This is a genomic window from Streptomyces purpurascens (genome assembly GCF_045040895.1).
GTDB lineage: Bacteria > Actinomycetota > Actinomycetes > Streptomycetales > Streptomycetaceae > Streptomyces > Streptomyces purpurascens.
On sequence record NZ_CP108341.1, the window covers coordinates 413434 to 428622 of the forward strand.

General features: G+C 70.5%; 12 protein-coding genes. 3 read left to right on the plus strand and 9 right to left on the minus strand.

What is annotated here, in order from left to right:
* Window positions 1-105: 105 nt before the first annotated feature.
* Both OHU35_RS01975 and OHU35_RS01980 read left to right on the plus strand, forming a co-directional pair.
* Entirely contained in the window at window positions 106-1623 is a 1518-nt protein-coding gene (locus OHU35_RS01975) for an ABC transporter substrate-binding protein (protein ID WP_189725320.1), read from the plus strand.
* Between the two features lie 5 nt (window positions 1624-1628).
* Window positions 1629-3383 carry an ABC transporter permease subunit gene (locus OHU35_RS01980; RefSeq protein WP_189725319.1) on the plus strand — a complete coding sequence of 585 codons (1755 nt, stop codon included), beginning with the start codon at window positions 1629-1631 and terminating at the stop codon, window positions 3381-3383.
* Between the two features lie 36 nt (window positions 3384-3419).
* On the opposite strand, the gene OHU35_RS01985 is transcribed toward OHU35_RS01980, so the two are convergent.
* From OHU35_RS01985 to solA, 9 genes are all read right to left on the minus strand, one after another.
* Entirely contained in the window at window positions 3420-4403 is a 984-nt protein-coding gene (locus OHU35_RS01985) for a D-2-hydroxyacid dehydrogenase (RefSeq protein ID WP_189725318.1), read from the minus strand.
* Window position 4404: 1 nt separating this feature from the next.
* Window positions 4405-5856, minus strand: a complete 1452-nt coding sequence (locus OHU35_RS01990) for an NAD-dependent succinate-semialdehyde dehydrogenase (RefSeq protein WP_189725317.1) — start codon at window positions 5854-5856, stop codon at window positions 4405-4407.
* 41 nt (window positions 5857-5897) lie between these two features.
* Window positions 5898-7178 (minus strand): FAD-binding oxidoreductase, encoded by a 1281-nt coding sequence (locus tag OHU35_RS01995; RefSeq protein ID WP_189725316.1) that lies wholly within the window; start codon window positions 7176-7178, stop codon window positions 5898-5900.
* A 106-nt stretch (window positions 7179-7284) separates the two neighbouring features.
* Window positions 7285-8124: an ABC transporter permease gene (locus OHU35_RS02000; protein ID WP_189725315.1), complete on the minus strand. Its 840-nt coding sequence runs from the start codon at window positions 8122-8124 to the stop codon at window positions 7285-7287.
* Window positions 8121-9023, minus strand: a complete 903-nt coding sequence (locus OHU35_RS02005) for an ABC transporter permease (protein WP_189725314.1) — start codon at window positions 9021-9023, stop codon at window positions 8121-8123. Before OHU35_RS02005 ends, OHU35_RS02000 begins: the two co-directional genes overlap by 4 nt.
* A gap of 3 nt (window positions 9024-9026) precedes the next feature.
* A complete protein-coding gene (locus tag OHU35_RS02010) occupies window positions 9027-10163 on the minus strand; it encodes an ABC transporter ATP-binding protein (protein ID WP_189725313.1) in 1137 nt (378 codons plus the stop codon).
* Window positions 10156-11253, minus strand: coding sequence for an ABC transporter substrate-binding protein (locus OHU35_RS02015; RefSeq protein ID WP_189725312.1), 1098 nt, complete (start codon window positions 11251-11253; stop codon window positions 10156-10158). The genes OHU35_RS02010 and OHU35_RS02015 overlap by 8 nt, the downstream gene beginning before the upstream one ends.
* A gap of 83 nt (window positions 11254-11336) precedes the next feature.
* A complete protein-coding gene (locus OHU35_RS02020; RefSeq protein WP_189725311.1) occupies window positions 11337-12011 on the minus strand; it encodes a haloacid dehalogenase type II in 675 nt (224 codons plus the stop codon).
* Between the two features lie 112 nt (window positions 12012-12123).
* The gene (gene solA, locus OHU35_RS02025; RefSeq protein WP_189725310.1) at window positions 12124-13260 is read right to left on the minus strand and encodes an N-methyl-L-tryptophan oxidase; all 1137 of its coding nucleotides are present in this window, start codon (window positions 13258-13260) and stop codon (window positions 12124-12126) included.
* A 280-nt stretch (window positions 13261-13540) separates the two neighbouring features.
* Between solA and OHU35_RS02030 the strand changes: the two genes are divergently transcribed.
* Window positions 13541-15160, plus strand: a complete 1620-nt coding sequence (locus tag OHU35_RS02030) for a PucR family transcriptional regulator ligand-binding domain-containing protein (protein ID WP_189725309.1) — start codon at window positions 13541-13543, stop codon at window positions 15158-15160.
* The last annotated feature ends 29 nt before the right edge of the window (window positions 15161-15189 follow it).

Consider the following 15189-nt stretch of genomic DNA (forward strand, 5'->3'; position numbering starts at 1 on the left):
CCCGGTTAAAGGTTTGGTAAGGCTCCCCTTATAGGCTGACGGCGCCGATCACGCCCGCAGCGGGCCGCAGCGGCATGCCCGGCCTCCCGCACGACAGGACTCGACATGCGCACCACCTCCCGCGGTCTCATAGCGGCACTCGCTCTCACCCCTCTGCTGGCCGGCTGCTTCGCACCGAGCGACAGCGGCGAGGGCGCCGGAGCGGGATCGGGTGGTCGACTGCGGGTCGCGCTGGCCGTACCGCCGGTGCAGGCGCTGTCCCCGTACAGCAACGACGCCACCGTGCTGAGCAAGCTGTCCGTCGCCGAGGGCCTCACCGCCCTCGACAGGAACGGCACAGCCAAGCCCGCGCTGGCGAAGTCCTGGAAGCAGGACGGCGACACCACCTGGACCTTCGAACTGCGCGAGGCCACGTTCCAGGACGGCACCGATCTCACCGCCCAGTCCGTCGTCGACGCACTCGACCACGCGGGCCGTGCCAAGCCCAAGCCCCGTGTCCTGAGCGACGTGGCCCTCACCGCGAAGGCCGAGGACGCCGACACCGTCACCCTCACCACCAAGTCGCCCGACCCGGTGCTGCCGCTGCGGCTGGCCAGCCCCGCACTCGCGATCCTCTCGGCGAAGGCGTACGCGAAGGACGGCGCCGTCAGCCCGGTCGGCACCGGCACCGGCCCGTTCGAGATCACCCGGCTGAGCGGCAAGGCCAAGGCGACGCTCACCCGCTTCGACGGCTACTGGGGCGGCAAGGCGAAGGCGCCGGGCATCGACGTCAGCTGGATCGCGGACGGCACGGCCCGCGCCAACGCCCTGCGCGGCGGCGAGGCCGACATCGCCGAGTGGATCCCCACCGCCCAGGCGAAGCTGCTCACCGAGGGCACCCGGCACGAAGTGCCCTCCGTACGCACCGACAGCCTGATCCTCAACACCGGCGGCGGCCTGTTCACCGACGCCGGGCTGCGCGCCACCGCCCGCGAGGCCGTCGACGGCTCCGCTCTGGTCGACTCCGTCTTCGGCGGCTACGCCGACCCGGCCAAGGGTTTGTTCGGACCCGCCGTCCCCTGGGCCGCCGACCGGCGTGTGATGGTGACCGGCCGCGCCGAGGCCGCGACCAGCGCCCGGGTGAAGTCAAAGGCCGACGGCAGGACCCTGCGGCTGGCCACCTACACCAACCGGGCAGAGCTTCCGGAGGCCGCGACCGTGCTCCAGCAGCAGCTGGAGAAGGCCGGGTTCACGGTGAAGCAGGACGTGCGCGAGTACACGCAGATGGAGGCCGACCTCCTCGCGGGCAAGTACGACGCCCTGGTCTTCTCCCGGGTGACGCTCCTCGACACCGGTGACGCGGTCGACTACCTCGCCAGCGACTTCACCAGCGAGGGCGTCTACAACATCCCCGGCCTGAAGGACGCAGACGTGGACAAGGCCATCCGGGCCGCCGCCGCGGAGCGCGACACGGAGCGCCGCCAGGAGAAGATCATGAAGGCGGAGGCGGAGATCCTGCGCACCGACGCCGTGCTGCCGCTGGTCCACGAGCAGGCCGTGCAGGGCATCGCGGCCGATGTCGAGGGCGTGATCCTCGACCCGCGCGAGCGCTCCCTCGTCGACGTCGACACGCGCGTCAAGTAGCCCGTATGAGTGTCGCCCACGCCCCGGCCGCCCGCCTGTCCCCCTGGCCGGCGGCGGCCGGCCGTGTGCTCTCCGGAGTCGCGCTGCTCGGAGCGGTGGCACTGCTGCCGTGGCTGACCGGCGCGGACCCGGCCCGCACGGTGCTGCGCGCCCGCTCCGCCGACCAGAACCCGACGTCGGCCGAACTGGCCGTCGTAAGGGAGCAGTTGGGACTGGACGAAGGGCCGCTCGTGCATCTCGCGCACTGGCTGGGCGGCCTGCCGCGCGGGGACGCGGGCGTCTCGTGGGTGTCCGGAGAAGCCGTCATGCCGCAGGTGGGGACCGCCCTTTCGGTGTCCCTGACGCTGATGCTGGGCGCGTTCGTGGTCACCGCCGTCGTGGCGGCGCTGGTGTGCGCCCGCACGGTGTTCCTGGGCTCCCGGCGCCGGCTGCGGCAGGACCGTGCGGGTACGTCGGCCGCCGTGCTGGCAGCGCTGCCGAAGTTCCTGCTCGCCTCGGTGCTGGCCACGGTGTGCGGGGTGTGGTGGGGGTGGTTCCCGTCCAGCGGCTGGGAGGGGCCGCAGTCGATGGTGCTGCCCTCGCTCGCCCTCGGCATCCCGTCGGGCGCGATGCTGGGCGGGCTGCTCGACCAGGCGCTGCCCGCCGCCTTCCACGAACCGTGGGCGCGCACGGCCTACGCCGTCGGCCTCCCGCCCGGCCACATCGGCCGCGACGCGCTGCGCCGCACCCTGCCCGGCATGCTGCCGCAGCTGCTGCCGACGGTCGTCGCCCTGGTCGGCGGTGCGGTCGCCGTGGAGAAGATCTTCAACATCCCGGGGCTCGGCCGGCTCGCCCTGGAGGCCGCCGTCGCGCAGGACCTCCCCGTACTGCAGACCGCGACCCTGGCCCTGGTCCTGCTCGGCGTGAGCGCCGGCGTCCTGATCCGGGCCCTGCGCCACGCGCTCCTCGGCCGTCCCCTGCGCGACGGCGCCCTGCCGGCACTGCACCGGCCGCCGCTCATCCCTCCGCGCTCCCTGCGCTGGATCACCGCGGCCTGTGCGCTGGGGCTGCTCGCCCTGGTCACGGCGGGCCTGTTGCGCGACCCCCTGGGGGTCGACACGACGGCGCGACTACTGTCCCCCTCCCTCGAACACCCCCTGGGCACCGACGCTCTGGGCCGGGATCTGCTGGCCCGGCTGGGCCACGGGGCGGTGCGTACGGCGGGGGTCGCCCTCGCCGTGACCATGCTCAGCGCCGTCACCGGACTCCTGCTGGGCATGGCACCGCGGGCGAGCGCCGGTCCGACGGAGGTCGTGTCGACGCTGCCCGCCGTCCTCGCGGGGCTGCTGATCGCGGGCGTGACCGGACCTTCGGTGTGGGGCGCGGCCTGCGCGGTCTGCGCGGTCGGCTGGAGCCCCTACGCCGCCCAGACCGCCGCCCTGCTCGAACAGGAACGCGCGAGCGGTCACATCGCCGCGTCCGTCGCGCTCGGGGCCGGGCGGACGCACCTGCTGCGCCGCCACCTGCTCCCCGCGGTGCTACCGGCCCTCCTCCGCAACGCCCTGCTCCGGCTGCCCACCACCGTCCTGGTCCTCGCCTCACTCGGCTTCCTCGGCCTCGGCGAACAGCCGCCCACCCCCGAGTGGGGCCGGCTCCTGTCGGAGAACCAGCCGTACGCCGAACTGGCTCCCTGGACCGTGCTGGGTCCGGCCGCGGCGCTGGTGGTGCTCTCCGTGCTGGCGGTGACGGGCAGCGTTCTGGGACGCGAGAAGGCCGTGTGACACGGCCTCCACCGGAGGGGCGTTCGCTCCCCACTTTCAGGCGGGGTGCGTCATGTCGACCACGTACCCGCGACGTTTGTCGACGACATTGCGGAGCGGGCGGCCCTCGATGTGGCGGGTGAGGTTGTCGAGGAACACCTCGATGAGTGCCTCCCGCTCGCTGGTGGTCTCGCCCGCCGTGTGCGGGGAGATCATCACTCCGGGCATGTCCCACAGAGGCGACCGCGTCGGCAGGGGTTCCTGGCCGAAGACGTCCAGGGCGGCGCCTGCCAGCCGGCCGGCGGCGAGGTGGTCGACGAGTGCCTGTTCGTCGACGAGTCCGCCCCGGCCGACATTGATGAGTCGCGCCCCCGGCTTCATCGCGGCCAGCACGGACGCGTCGACCATGCCCCGGGTGTCCTGGGTGAGGGGCGCGGCCAGGACGACGTAGTCCGCCTCCGCCAGAGCGGAGGGCAGCGTGGTCGGACCGTGGATCATGCCGAAGTCGGGATCGACGGCACGGGCCGTGCGGCCGGCGCCACGGACCAGCATCCCGGCGGCGCGCAACAGCCGGGCGACGGCCCTGCCGATGGGCCCCGTACCCCAGACCAGCGCGGTGCGTCCGGTGATGCTGTCACTGGGACGCGGACGCCACTCGCGCCGTTGCTGGTGTTCCCAGGTTCCAGGGAAATCCTTGGCGAGGGCGAGGATCAGTCCGAGCACGTATTCGGCGGTCGGCTGGTCGTAGACGCCGCGGGCGTTGGTGAGGACGACGCCCGGATCCTCGACGAGGGCGGGGAAGAGGAAGGAGTCGACGCCTGCGGAGGCCGCGTGGACCCAGCGGGGTGCCTTGTCGGGGTTGTCCGGCCAGGCTTCGCGGATGGCCGGGGTGATGGTGACCCAGGCCAGGAGGGCGTCCGCGCCGGGGAGGAGGTAGGGCAGCTCCTCCTCGGTCGCGTAGACCGTGTCCGCGAGCCGTTCGATGAGTGCTGTGGCGGGTGGCCGGTTGCCCCGGTAGAGGACGACGAGGCGGTCGGGCATGTCAGGCTCCGGTCGGGACGGCGATGTACTTGTACTCGAGGAACTCGTCGATGCCGACGCGTCCGCCTTCGCGGCCCAGCCCGGACTGCTTGACGCCGCCGAAGGGGGCGGCGGGGTTGGAGACGAGGCCGGTGTTGAGGCCGATCATGCCGCTTTCGAGGCGTTCGCCGACGCGCAGGGCGCGGTCGAGGTTCTGCGTGAACAGGTAGGCGGCCAGGCCGAATTCGGTGTCGTTGGCGGCGTCGATGGCCTCGTCCTCCGTGTCGAAGGTGACGAGGGCCGCGACGGGGCCGAAGATCTCGGTGTCGATGATCGCGGACTCGGCGGGAACATCGGTGAGCACGGTGGGCGGGTAGAAGCAGCCCGGCCCGTCCGGGAGTTCGCCGCCCGTGAGCACCTTCGCTCCGCGCTTGATGGCGTCGCGTACCAGGTCATGGGCCTTGCTGCGGCCGGCGTTGTCGATGAGGGGGCCGACGTGGACGCCCGCTTCGGTGCCGGGACCGACCTTCAGGGCGGCCATGCGGGAGGCGAGACGGGTGGCGAACTCCTCGGCGAGGGAGGTGTGGACGTAGATGCGGTTGGCGGCGCAGCAGGACTCGCCCATGTTGCGCATCTTGGCGACCATGGTGCCCTCGACAGCTGTGTCGAGGTCGGCGTCGTCGAAGACGATGAGAGGTGCGTTGCCGCCCAGTTCCATGGAGGTGCGCACCACGGTGTCCGCACACTGGGCCAGGAGGATGCGGCCCACCCGGGTGGAGCCGGTGAAGGAGAGCTTGCGGATCTGCCCGCCGCGCAGCAGGGGTTCGACGACGCCGGCGGCGTCGGTGGTGGTGACGACGTTGAGGACGCCGTCCGGCAGGCCGGCTTCCTTGAGGATCGCGGCCAGGGCGAGGGAGGACAGGGGGGTCTGGGGTGCGGGCTTGAGGACGATGGTGCAGCCGGCGGCGATGGCGGGACCGATCTTGCGAGTGCCCATGGCCAGGGGGAAGTTCCACGGAGTGATCAACAGGCAGGGGCCGACGGGCCGGCGGGTGACCAGCAGGCGATTCCTGCCGTCGGGGGCGGTCATCATGCCGCCGTCGATACGGACAGCCTCCTCGGAGAACCAGCGCAAGAACTCGGCGCCGTAGGCGACTTCGGCACGGGCCTCGGTCAGGGGTTTGCCCATCTCCAGGGTCATCAGCAGGGCGAGGTCTTCGGTGCGCGCGATGATGATGTCGTAGGCGCGCCGCAGGATCTCGCTGCGCACGCGGGGCGGGGTAGCGGCCCAGGCGGCCTGCGCGGCGACAGCCGCCTCGACGGCACGCCGGCCGTCGGCGGGAGAGGCGTCGGCGACCCGGCACAGTTCCTCACCGGTGGCGGGGTTGTCGATCGACAGGGTCCGGCCTGACTCGGCGTCCTGCCAGCGACCGCCGATGTACAACTGCTTGGGAACATCACGGACGACAGTCATCTTGGGCGTCTCCTTGTACGGGTTGAGGTGCTGCCGACCGGTCAGCGGATGCGGTCCAGCGTCTTGTAGTAGGCGCCCGCGAAGGGCAGGAACCAGGCGGTGCCGTTGTAGAGCGGGATGCGGGGCGGCGCCAGGTCGCGAACCGGGCTGACCTCGGGGTGGCCGTCCATCACCTCGGCCATGACCTGCCCCATGTGCGTGGCCATCTGCACGCCGTGGCCCGCGTATCCCAGGGAGTAGTAGACGCCGTCCTCGGTCTGCCCGGCGTGCACGATGCGGTCCATCGCGAAGCCGACCGAGCCGCCCCACACGTACTCGACCTTCGTCCGGGCGAGTTGGGGGAAGATCTCGCACATCTCACGGAACAGGACCTGTCCGCTCTTCTTGTCCGAGGTGGGGTCGGACGGTGCGAAGCGGGCGCGGCCGCCGAACAGCAGCCGGTTGTCCGGGGTGAGCCGGAAATAGTGGCAGACCTGGTTGGAGTCGACGATGAGGCGGGCCTTCGGGATGATGTCCCGGGCGAGTTCCTCGCCGAGCGGCTCGGTCACGATGATGAAGCTGCCCAGGCAGACCTGCCGGCGGCGCAGCCACGGGAAGTTCTTGTCGGTGTAGGCGTCGGTGGCCATCATGACCTGTCCGGCGCGGATCACACCGCGCTCGGTGCTGACCTCGAAACGGCCGGCGGCGGTACGCCGTACGCCGATGGCCGCGTTGCGCTCGTGGATCTCGACACCGGTGCGTTCGCACGCCTCGGCCATGCCGCGCACGAAGCGGCCGACGTGCAGTGCCGCGCTCAACGGGTCGAGCAGGCCGCCGTGGTAGGCGTCGGATCCGATCTCGGAACGCAGCTCGGACCTGCCGATCAGTGTGGTCTCGTGTCCGAAGTACTTGGCCAGATCGCGCTGTTGGGCCTTCTTGCCCTCGAAGTGCGCGGGGCGGGATGCGACGCCCAGGCGTCCGACGCGACGGAACTGGCAGTCGATGGACTCCTCGTTCACGAGCCGCTCGACGGTGTCCACGGCCTCGCCGTAGGAGTTGTAGATCTCGCGGGCGCGTTCGAGTCCGTACCGGCGGATGGCCTGGCTAACGCCGATCGTGAAGCCCAGGTTCGCCATGCCGCCGTTGCGCGCGGAGGCCCCGGAACCGATCTGGCTCTTCTCGACAAGGGTGACACGGGCGCCCTTGCGGGCGGAGTGGAGGGCGGAGGACAGACCCGTCAGGCCGGCGCCGATGACCACCAGGTCGGTGTCCTCGGTCAGTGGCTTGCCGGACCGGTCGGGGAACATCCCGGCGGTTTCCACCCAGTACGGGATCGTCTTCATTTCGGGTCTCCTGCGGGAAAGTGTTCGGGGCGGGATCTGCCGGGCACCATCAGGGGCCCGGCTGACGGCGCTGTCAGCGGTAGCGCGGCCCGTGCCCGCGCGAGGCTCAGGTGAGGGGTTCGACGGGGAGGACGTTCTGGCCGTTGCGGTGCCCGCCGAGTTTGCGGACGAGGGCGACCAGGGCGAGGGCGAGGATGGCGAGCGCGATGAGGACGGCGCTGACCGCTGTGACGGTGGGGTCGACGTCGAACTGCAGGGCGTTGAAGACCAGGACCGGCAGGGTGCGGGTGTCGGGGGTGGACAGGAACTGGGCGATGAAGAACTCGTCGAAGCTGGTGATGAAGGAGAACACCGCTGCGGCGATGAGGCCGGGTGTGGCCAGGGGGAAGGTGATGCGCCGGGCGATGGTCATCCGGCCGGCCCCCATGCTGGCGGCGGCGTCTTCGAGTCGTTCGTCGATGCCCTTCAGGGTGGAGATCATGATGAGGATCGCCACCGGTACGGCGAGCACGGTGTGGCCGAGCGCGATGGCCAGGGGGCTGCCGAGCATGCCGGCCGGTTCGAAGAACAGGAACAGGCCGAGTGCGATGACCACTTGGGGGATGAGCATCGGGGCCAGGACCAGACCGTAGACCGCCGCGTGCAGCGGGAGCCGGCCTCGGGCGAGGGCGGTCGCCGCGGTGACTCCCAGGATGAGGGAGAACACGGTGGTGAGGGAGGCGATGAGGCTGGACAGGGCGATGGAGGTGGCCCAGTTGCCGCCGGGCGCGGCCATCTGCTCGTACCAGCGGGCGCTGTACTCCTCGGGCGGGAAGGTGCCGATGCCGTCGGCGCCGAAGGAGGTGACCAGGATGATGACGATGGGCAGGGCCAGGAAGAGCAGGATGGCGGTGGCGCTGAGGGCGCGGCCGATGTGTCCGGCCCGGGTGGGGGGCAGTTCCATCATGAGCCGCTCCTTCGTGCGTGTGCCTTGGTGCGGCGGAGCTTGGCCAGGCCGAGCACGCCCAGCCCGGCGAAGGTGAGCAGCAGCAGGATGACGCCGAAGGCGGCGGCGGAGTTCCACTGGTCCTGCTTCATCACCTGCTGATCGATCAGCGCCGCGACGACGGTCTGCTGGTCGCCGCCCATCAGGGCGGGGGTGATGTAGTAGCCCAGGCAGAGGATGAAGCTGAGCAGACCCGCCGTGCCGATACCGGGCGCCACGAGCGGCAGGTAGATACGGCGGAAGATCGTCAACCGTGTCGCGCCGAAGCCTGCCGCTGCGGCCAGGAGCCGGCCGTCGACGCCCCGCATCACGCCCTGCAGCACCAGGACGGTGTAGGGGAGCATGACGGAGGTGGTGCCGATGACCACACCGGTCTCGTTGTACAGCAGCGAGTACGGTGCGCCCGGCGCGTGCAGCGAGGTGGCCAGCGTGTTGATGAGGCCGTGCTCACCGAGCATGATGATCCAGCCGTAGGTGCGGACCAGAGCGCTGATGAAGTGCGGCACGACCACGATCAGCATGGCCAGGGCGGCGAAGACGGGCCGCATCCGGGTGATGGCATGCGCCAGGACGAAACCCACCAGCAGACTCAGCAGCGCGGTCTCGGCGGAGATCCGCAGGGTGGAGACCAGCACGGACAGGTTCACGCCGCTGAGGGCGTCGGTGTACCAGTGGAGGGTGAAGCCGCCACTGTCGCCCTCCAGGCTGAGGGAGAGCACGCCGATGATCGGGTAGACGAACAGCACCAGCAGGAACACCGTGACGGGGACGGCGTTGACCAGGGCGATGCGGGAGCGGTGTCCGCGCTTCGCGGACGACTTCACACGCACCTTGGTGGGTGCGACAGCGGTGCCGGCCACGGCTCACCCCCCGTCCGTGGCGTCGAAGACGCTGACATCGTCCCGGTCTGCGGTGACACAGACCCGCTCGCCCGTGCGCGGCGGGACGCCGGCGGTCTCGATCCGCAGCGGCGGCGTTCCCGGAGCGGCACCGTCCAGACGGACCGTGATCCGGGTCAGCGAGCCGACGTAGACGGCCGTCTCGACCGTGCCCGTACAGCAGCTCTCCTCGGCGCTGACCAGGCGGAGCTTGCCCGGCCGCACCGCGGCGCGCACGCTCTGTCCGGGCACGCAGGGGTGGGGGCGGGCGGTGAGCACGCCGCCGGAGTCCAGCCGTACCCGGGTGCAGCCGTCCTCCCCACCGTCCTCGACCTTGCCGGTGAGGAAGTTGGCGGCGCCGAGGAAGTCGGCCACGAACGGGGTGCAGGGGCGTTCGAACAGGCCACGGGGGGTGTCGAACTGCTCGATGCGGCCGTCCTTCATGATGGCGATCCGGTCCGACAGGACCAGCGCCTCCTCCTGGTCGTGTGTCACGTAGATGACGGTCAGACCGAGTTCACGCTGAATGGACTTGATCTCGGTCTGCATCTGGTCGCGCAGCTTCTTGTCCAGCGCGCCCAGCGGTTCGTCCATCAGCACGATCGGCGGGCGGTAGACCAGCACTCGGCACAGGGCCACGCGCTGCTGCTGACCACCGGAGAGCTGACGGGGCTTGCGGCCGGCGAACTTCGACAGGCCTGCCGCCTCCAGGGTCTCGCCCACGCGGCGGCGGATCTCCGCCTTGGGCACCCCGCGCAGTTGGAGGGGGAAGGCGACGTTCTCCGCGACCGTCATGTGCGGGAAGAGCAGGTACTGCTGGAAGACGAAACCGAAGTCGCGCTTTCCGGGGTTGAGTTTGGTGATGTCCCGGTCGTCGACGGTGATGCTGCCCGAGTCGGGTTCGGTGAACCCGGCGAGCATCATCAGCGTGGTGGTCTTGCCGGAACCGGAGGAGCCGAGGAAGGTGACGAACTCACCGGCCGCGATCTCCATGTCCACGCCGTCGACCACCGTCGTCCCGCTGTAGGACTTCCGCAGCCCCGTCACGGACAACGGCTTACCGGTCGGCGAGTTGGACCCCGGGGCCAGGGCCGAAGCGAGGAGTCTGGTCCGCTCAGGCATCGGCCCACTCCCGCCAGCGCTTGGTGACCGCCTCCAGGTTCTTGTCCCACCAGGCCACATCGGTGTCGAACCCGGTCTTGAGGTTCTGGGGCGAGGTCGGCAGCGTGGCCAGGACATCGTCCGAGAGCAGCTTGGTGGCGGCGGGGACGACCGGGCCCTGCGGGAAGAGCCTGGCGAACGCCGCCTGCACCTCGGGACGCAGGGAGAAGTCGATCAGCTTGTAGGCCGCCTCTGTGTTGTCCGCGCCCTTCGGGATGCCCCAGCCGTTGGTGAGCCGCCGGGCGCCGTTCCACTGGTAGGCGACCGGCACGCCCTGCTTGATCAGCTCGTCCGCGCGGCCGCTCCACAGGCTGGTCATGACGACCTCCTTGCGGCCCAGCAGCACCGCCGGGAGGGCGCCGGTGTTCCAGAACTTCTTCACCTCGCCGCGGATCCGTGACATCGAGGCGAACGCCCGGTCCAGGTCGAGCGGGTACAGCTTGTCCAGCGGCACCCCGTCGGCCAGCAGCGCGAACTCCAGCTCCGGGTAGTCGGCTTCAGCGCTCTGCAGGGAGCGCGGACCGGCGAAGGAGTGGGTGTTCCAGAAGTCGGCCCAGCTCTTCGGCGCGCGCTGCAGACTGTCCGTGCGGTAGGCCATCAGGCTCGCCCAGACGTTCTTGCCGACCGCGTGTTCGGGCAGCTGGTGCTCCGCGATCCCGGCGCCCTTGAGGCTCTTCAGCCGGTCGTGGTCCACCGCCTCCAGACAGTCCAGGCGGGCCATCTTCTGGAAGATCAGCAGGGTGTTGTCCATCAGGTCGACCTGCGGCCGGCCCTGCCTGACCTGGGCGATGATCTGCGCGGACTGGTAGTTGACCGTGGTGACCGTGATGCCGGTCTCCTTGGCGAACGGCTCGTAGATCGCCTTGGTGAGAGCGTCGTTGTAGGCGCCACCGCTGTTGCTGACGACGATCTTCTTCTCGCCGCCGCCACCCGAAGAGCTGCGGCTTCCGCCGGAGCCCATGAGAGTGCCGCATCCGGTCACTGCCGTGGCGGCGGCCAGAGCACCTGCGGTGCGGAGTACGGTTCTGCGTCCTATCCGGTTGTCTTCCATGGCAGAGCCTCCTGGAGATCGCTGGGGGTACGGGGAATCCGTGCCGCGGGGACGCACGGGTCCCGGGCGGAGGGGGTGGGAGGTCAGATGCCGAGCATGCGGTTGACCTCGTCCAGGGACTTCACCGGCACGTAGTCGTAGCCGTGGGTCACCGGGTCGTAGCCCCGGTCCAGGAGGATCAGGTTGCGGAAGCCCATGTCGTGCATCGGCATCAGGTCGTAGCGGGTGTGCGAGGAGACGTGCACGAAGTCCTCGGGGGACGCGTCGAGCTGGTCGAGCATGTACTCGAAGGCGGCGTAGCGGGGCTTGTAGTAGCCGGCCTGCTCCGCCGTGTACACCGCGTGGAAGTCCGCGCCGAGCCGGGGCACGCTCTCCTCGAGGAAGGAGTCGTCGGCGTTGGAGAAGATCACCAGCTTGTAGTGCTCACCCATCTTCTTCAGCGGCTCCGGCACGTCGGCGTGTGGTCCCCAGCTGCGGACGCCGTCGGCGAACCGCTTGCCCGCGTCCGGGGCCGCCTTCAGACCCCACTTGCGGCACACCCGCTCGAAGGAGTCCTGCAGCACCTGCTCGTAGGCGTAGTACCGGCCGCGGACCTGGTCGTAGCGGTAGCCCCGGAACTCCCTCACGAACTGGTCCCACTGCTCGGCGGGGATCTGGTCGCCGACCAGCTCACGCGTGATGGGGGTGATCGGGTACTCGATCAACGTGCCGTAGCAGTCGAACGAGACGTACTTCGGACGGAACGAGGGTTCGCTCATGGAAGGGCTCCAATTCTTTGCTGCAGGAACAGGGAGTGATTCAGTATTTGTCATTGTTTTTCCGGCACAGCTGTGACGGACTTCCCCACGGCGTGGGCGAGGTGACTTCGGGTCAGACGGCGCCGGCTCCGGCCGGCGCCAGGAAGCCGACGGGATGGTCCGTGGTGCCGTCGAGGGCCAGGTCGGCGGCGATCTCTCCCATGGCGGGCGAGAGTTTGAAGCCGCTGCCGGAGAAGCCGGCCATGACGATGATGTCGTCCTCGCCGGGGAGGTGACCGACGAGCGGATTGCCGGACGCGGTGTAGCCCTCCATGTAGACCGACAGCCTGATGGGGTCGGGGTTCAGATCGGGCATCAGCTCGGCGATGAGCTCGCGGAAGGTGGCGAGTTCCTCCGGGCGGACCGTGCGGTCGAGGAGTTCGGGGTCGGGTACGGGCAGATAGCGTGCGAGAGAGAGGCCCAGCTTGACGGAGATGCCGTCGGGCGACGGGAGTCCGTAGCAGTCGTGGGGTGTGCTGCGTACGAAGGCGGGGGCGCCGCCGGCGAACCAGTCGTGGCGGGCGGGGAGGTGCCAGGAGCTGATCAGCCGGCGGACGTCGACCGCCCGCGGAAGGTCCGGGAGCAGGGTGTTGATCCAGGGGCCCACGGTCACCACAGCGGTGTCCACGTGGTCCGTGCCCTGGTCGGTGACGATGTGCACCCCGCCGCCTGCCGCGGGCGCGATCTCTCGCACCGGGGTGTAGCGGTGCAGCCGGGCGCCCAGCTGCTCGGCGCGGGTGGCGGCGGCCTGGACCGACGCCTCGGGCCTGATGATGGCGCCCCTCCGGTCGAGGACGGCGGTGTGTCCGTCCGGGAGGCGGTGCTGCGGGTAGCGGCGGGCGAGTTCCTCCCGGTCCAGTACCTCGTGATCCAGCCGGTGGGTGGAGCTGGCGGAGAGGAGGAGGCGCATGGACGGCGACGCGGATTCGCCCATCACCAGGCATCCGCTGCGGCGTCGCAGCGGGAAGCCGGTTTCGCGCTGGAGCCGGTCCCACATGCGGTCGGCGAGCCGCAGCAGCGGAATGTACCCGGGGTCACCGAGGTGCACGGCGCGGAAGATGCGGGTCTCGCCTCCGGCCGCGCCGCGGTCGTGCCCCGGCGCATACCGGTCGTAGCCGATGACCCCGGCTCCGCGCGCGGCCAGTCGCCACATGACCTGGCTGCCCATGCTGCCGGCACCGATCACGGCGACGCGCTTCGGGATGCGCATGAAGTCGTTCCTTTCGCCGGGTGCGGTCTGGGTGGCAGTCGTGTCCCAGCACCGTGCGGACACTGAGCGGACGCTTCCCGTCCGTGCCCCGCTGGGGATGGCGTTCACTCTCGACCCGGGTGAACACGCAGGTCAACCCACACTCTGTTCCACCTTGGAGCCTTCTTGAGACGGTCTGTCACGGCGACGGACAAGGTTCGGAAAGAACTCTTCCCCCTCTTGTCACGGTGAGTGGCCGGTGCGAAGGTGACCCCCGACCCCCCGTGAGAAAGCACCCCCTATGCCGCCCAGACGTCCCGCAACCAGACATTTCCTCACCATCGAGGAGGTTCTGCGACTGCCTGTACTCGTCGAAGGGATGCCGCGCGTCCTGGCCGGTCAATCGCACCTCGACCGTGCGGTGCGCTGGGTACATGTCACCGAACTGCTCAATCCCGCCGACTTCCTCGAGGGCGGTGAACTGGTGCTGACGACCGGCATGCCGTATCCCGAGGACGCTTCCGAGCTGCGTGACTACGTCGACCAGCTCGCCGATGTCGGCGCCGCCGGCCTGATCGTGGAACTCGGTCACCGGTACCGGAAGGTGCCCGAGGAGCTGGTGGCGGCCTGCCGTGCCCGTGAGGTGCCGCTGGTCGAGCTGGCCCGTGGTGTCCGGTTCATCGACGTCACGCAGACGGTGCACGCGCTCATCCTCGACGGCCAGGGGGCCCTGCTGCGTCGCGGGAGGGACATCCAGGACATCTTTACCGCCCTGACGCTGCGGGGCGCGGGCCCGGAGGAGCTGGTGCACACCACCGCGGAGCTCACCGGCGCCCCCGTGGTGCTGGAGGACCTCACCCACCGGGTCCTCATGTGCGAACTGCTCGGCCGGCCGTACGAGCCGGTGGTGTCCGCCTGGTCCCGGCGTTCCCGGGCCGCGCCGACCCTGGAGAAGATCACGCCGAGCGGCCCGGAGGGGTGGCTGATCGCGCCCGTGCAAGACCCCCACGGGCCGTGGGGACGGCTGGTCCTGCTGGAGGGCCGGCTGAACGCGGAGCCCGACCCGGAACACGTCCTGGTCCTGGAGCGCGCCGCGGTCGCGCTGACCATGGCGCGCCTGGCCGGGCCGGCCTGGTGGGAGCGCCGGGCCCACCGCTCCGTGCTGCGAGACCTGTACGAAAGGCGCTTCCGGTCCCCCGCCGACGCCCGCGCCCGCGCCGAGGCCCTGGGATTGCCGGCCTTCGGACACCGCCTCTTCGCCGTGGTCATCCGCCACACGCACACCGGCCACGACGAGCACCTCGACGAACGGATCGCGAAGGCGCTGGCCCAGACCGGCATTCGCGCCCTGACCGGTGAGACGGCCCCGGGCCGGATCGGCGTGCTCCTCGCGCTGGCGCAGGCCAGCGCCTGGCAGCCGGTCGCCGAGCGGATCGGCCGCCTCGCACGCGAGGAACTCGGCCCGGAGGCCGTGGTCGCCGTCGGCCCCGGCGTGACCGACCTCTCCGGGATCGCCCGGTCGTGGCAGGAGGCCGAGCAGACGGCCGAGGCCATCACGCCCGCCTCACCCGAGCGCTGGTTCTACGTCCCCGCCGACGTCGAACTCCCCGAACTCCTGGGCGTGCTGAGGGAGGACACCCGCCTCCAGCGGTACGCGGAACGGCAGCTGATCCGCCTCATCGAGCACGATGACCGCAACAGCGGCGACCTGCTCCCCGCACTGCGCGCCTATTTGACGGCAGCGGGGAACAAGTCGGTCGCCGCGAAGCGGGCCGGCATGTCCCGGCAGGCGTACTACCAGCGCCTCCACACCATCGAACGGCTCCTCGGCTGCGACCTGGAATCGGGCCTGCAGCGGACGTCCCTGCACGTCGCGGTGCTGGTCCTGGACGCGGGAGAGGCGGCTGTGCCCAGCACGTGACGGGCGGGTCGGACGTGCCGGTCAGCCGT

Coding starts and splice junctions, on each gene's coding strand:
- OHU35_RS01975 (WP_189725320.1), top strand. CDS start 106: ATGCGCACCACCTCCCGCGGTCTCATAGCGGCACTCGCTCTCACCCCT.
- OHU35_RS01980 (WP_189725319.1), top strand. CDS start 1,629: ATGAGTGTCGCCCACGCCCCGGCCGCCCGCCTGTCCCCCTGGCCGGCG.
- OHU35_RS01985 (WP_189725318.1), bottom strand. CDS start 4,403: ATGCCCGACCGCCTCGTCGTCCTCTACCGGGGCAACCGGCCACCCGCC.
- OHU35_RS01990 (WP_189725317.1), bottom strand. CDS start 5,856: ATGACTGTCGTCCGTGATGTTCCCAAGCAGTTGTACATCGGCGGTCGC.
- OHU35_RS01995 (WP_189725316.1), bottom strand. CDS start 7,178: ATGAAGACGATCCCGTACTGGGTGGAAACCGCCGGGATGTTCCCCGAC.
- OHU35_RS02000 (WP_189725315.1), bottom strand. CDS start 8,124: ATGATGGAACTGCCCCCCACCCGGGCCGGACACATCGGCCGCGCCCTC.
- OHU35_RS02010 (WP_189725313.1), bottom strand. CDS start 10,163: ATGCCTGAGCGGACCAGACTCCTCGCTTCGGCCCTGGCCCCGGGGTCC.
- OHU35_RS02015 (WP_189725312.1), bottom strand. CDS start 11,253: ATGGAAGACAACCGGATAGGACGCAGAACCGTACTCCGCACCGCAGGT.
- OHU35_RS02020 (WP_189725311.1), bottom strand. CDS start 12,011: ATGAGCGAACCCTCGTTCCGTCCGAAGTACGTCTCGTTCGACTGCTAC.
- solA (WP_189725310.1), bottom strand. CDS start 13,260: ATGCGCATCCCGAAGCGCGTCGCCGTGATCGGTGCCGGCAGCATGGGC.
- OHU35_RS02030 (WP_189725309.1), top strand. CDS start 13,541: ATGCCGCCCAGACGTCCCGCAACCAGACATTTCCTCACCATCGAGGAG.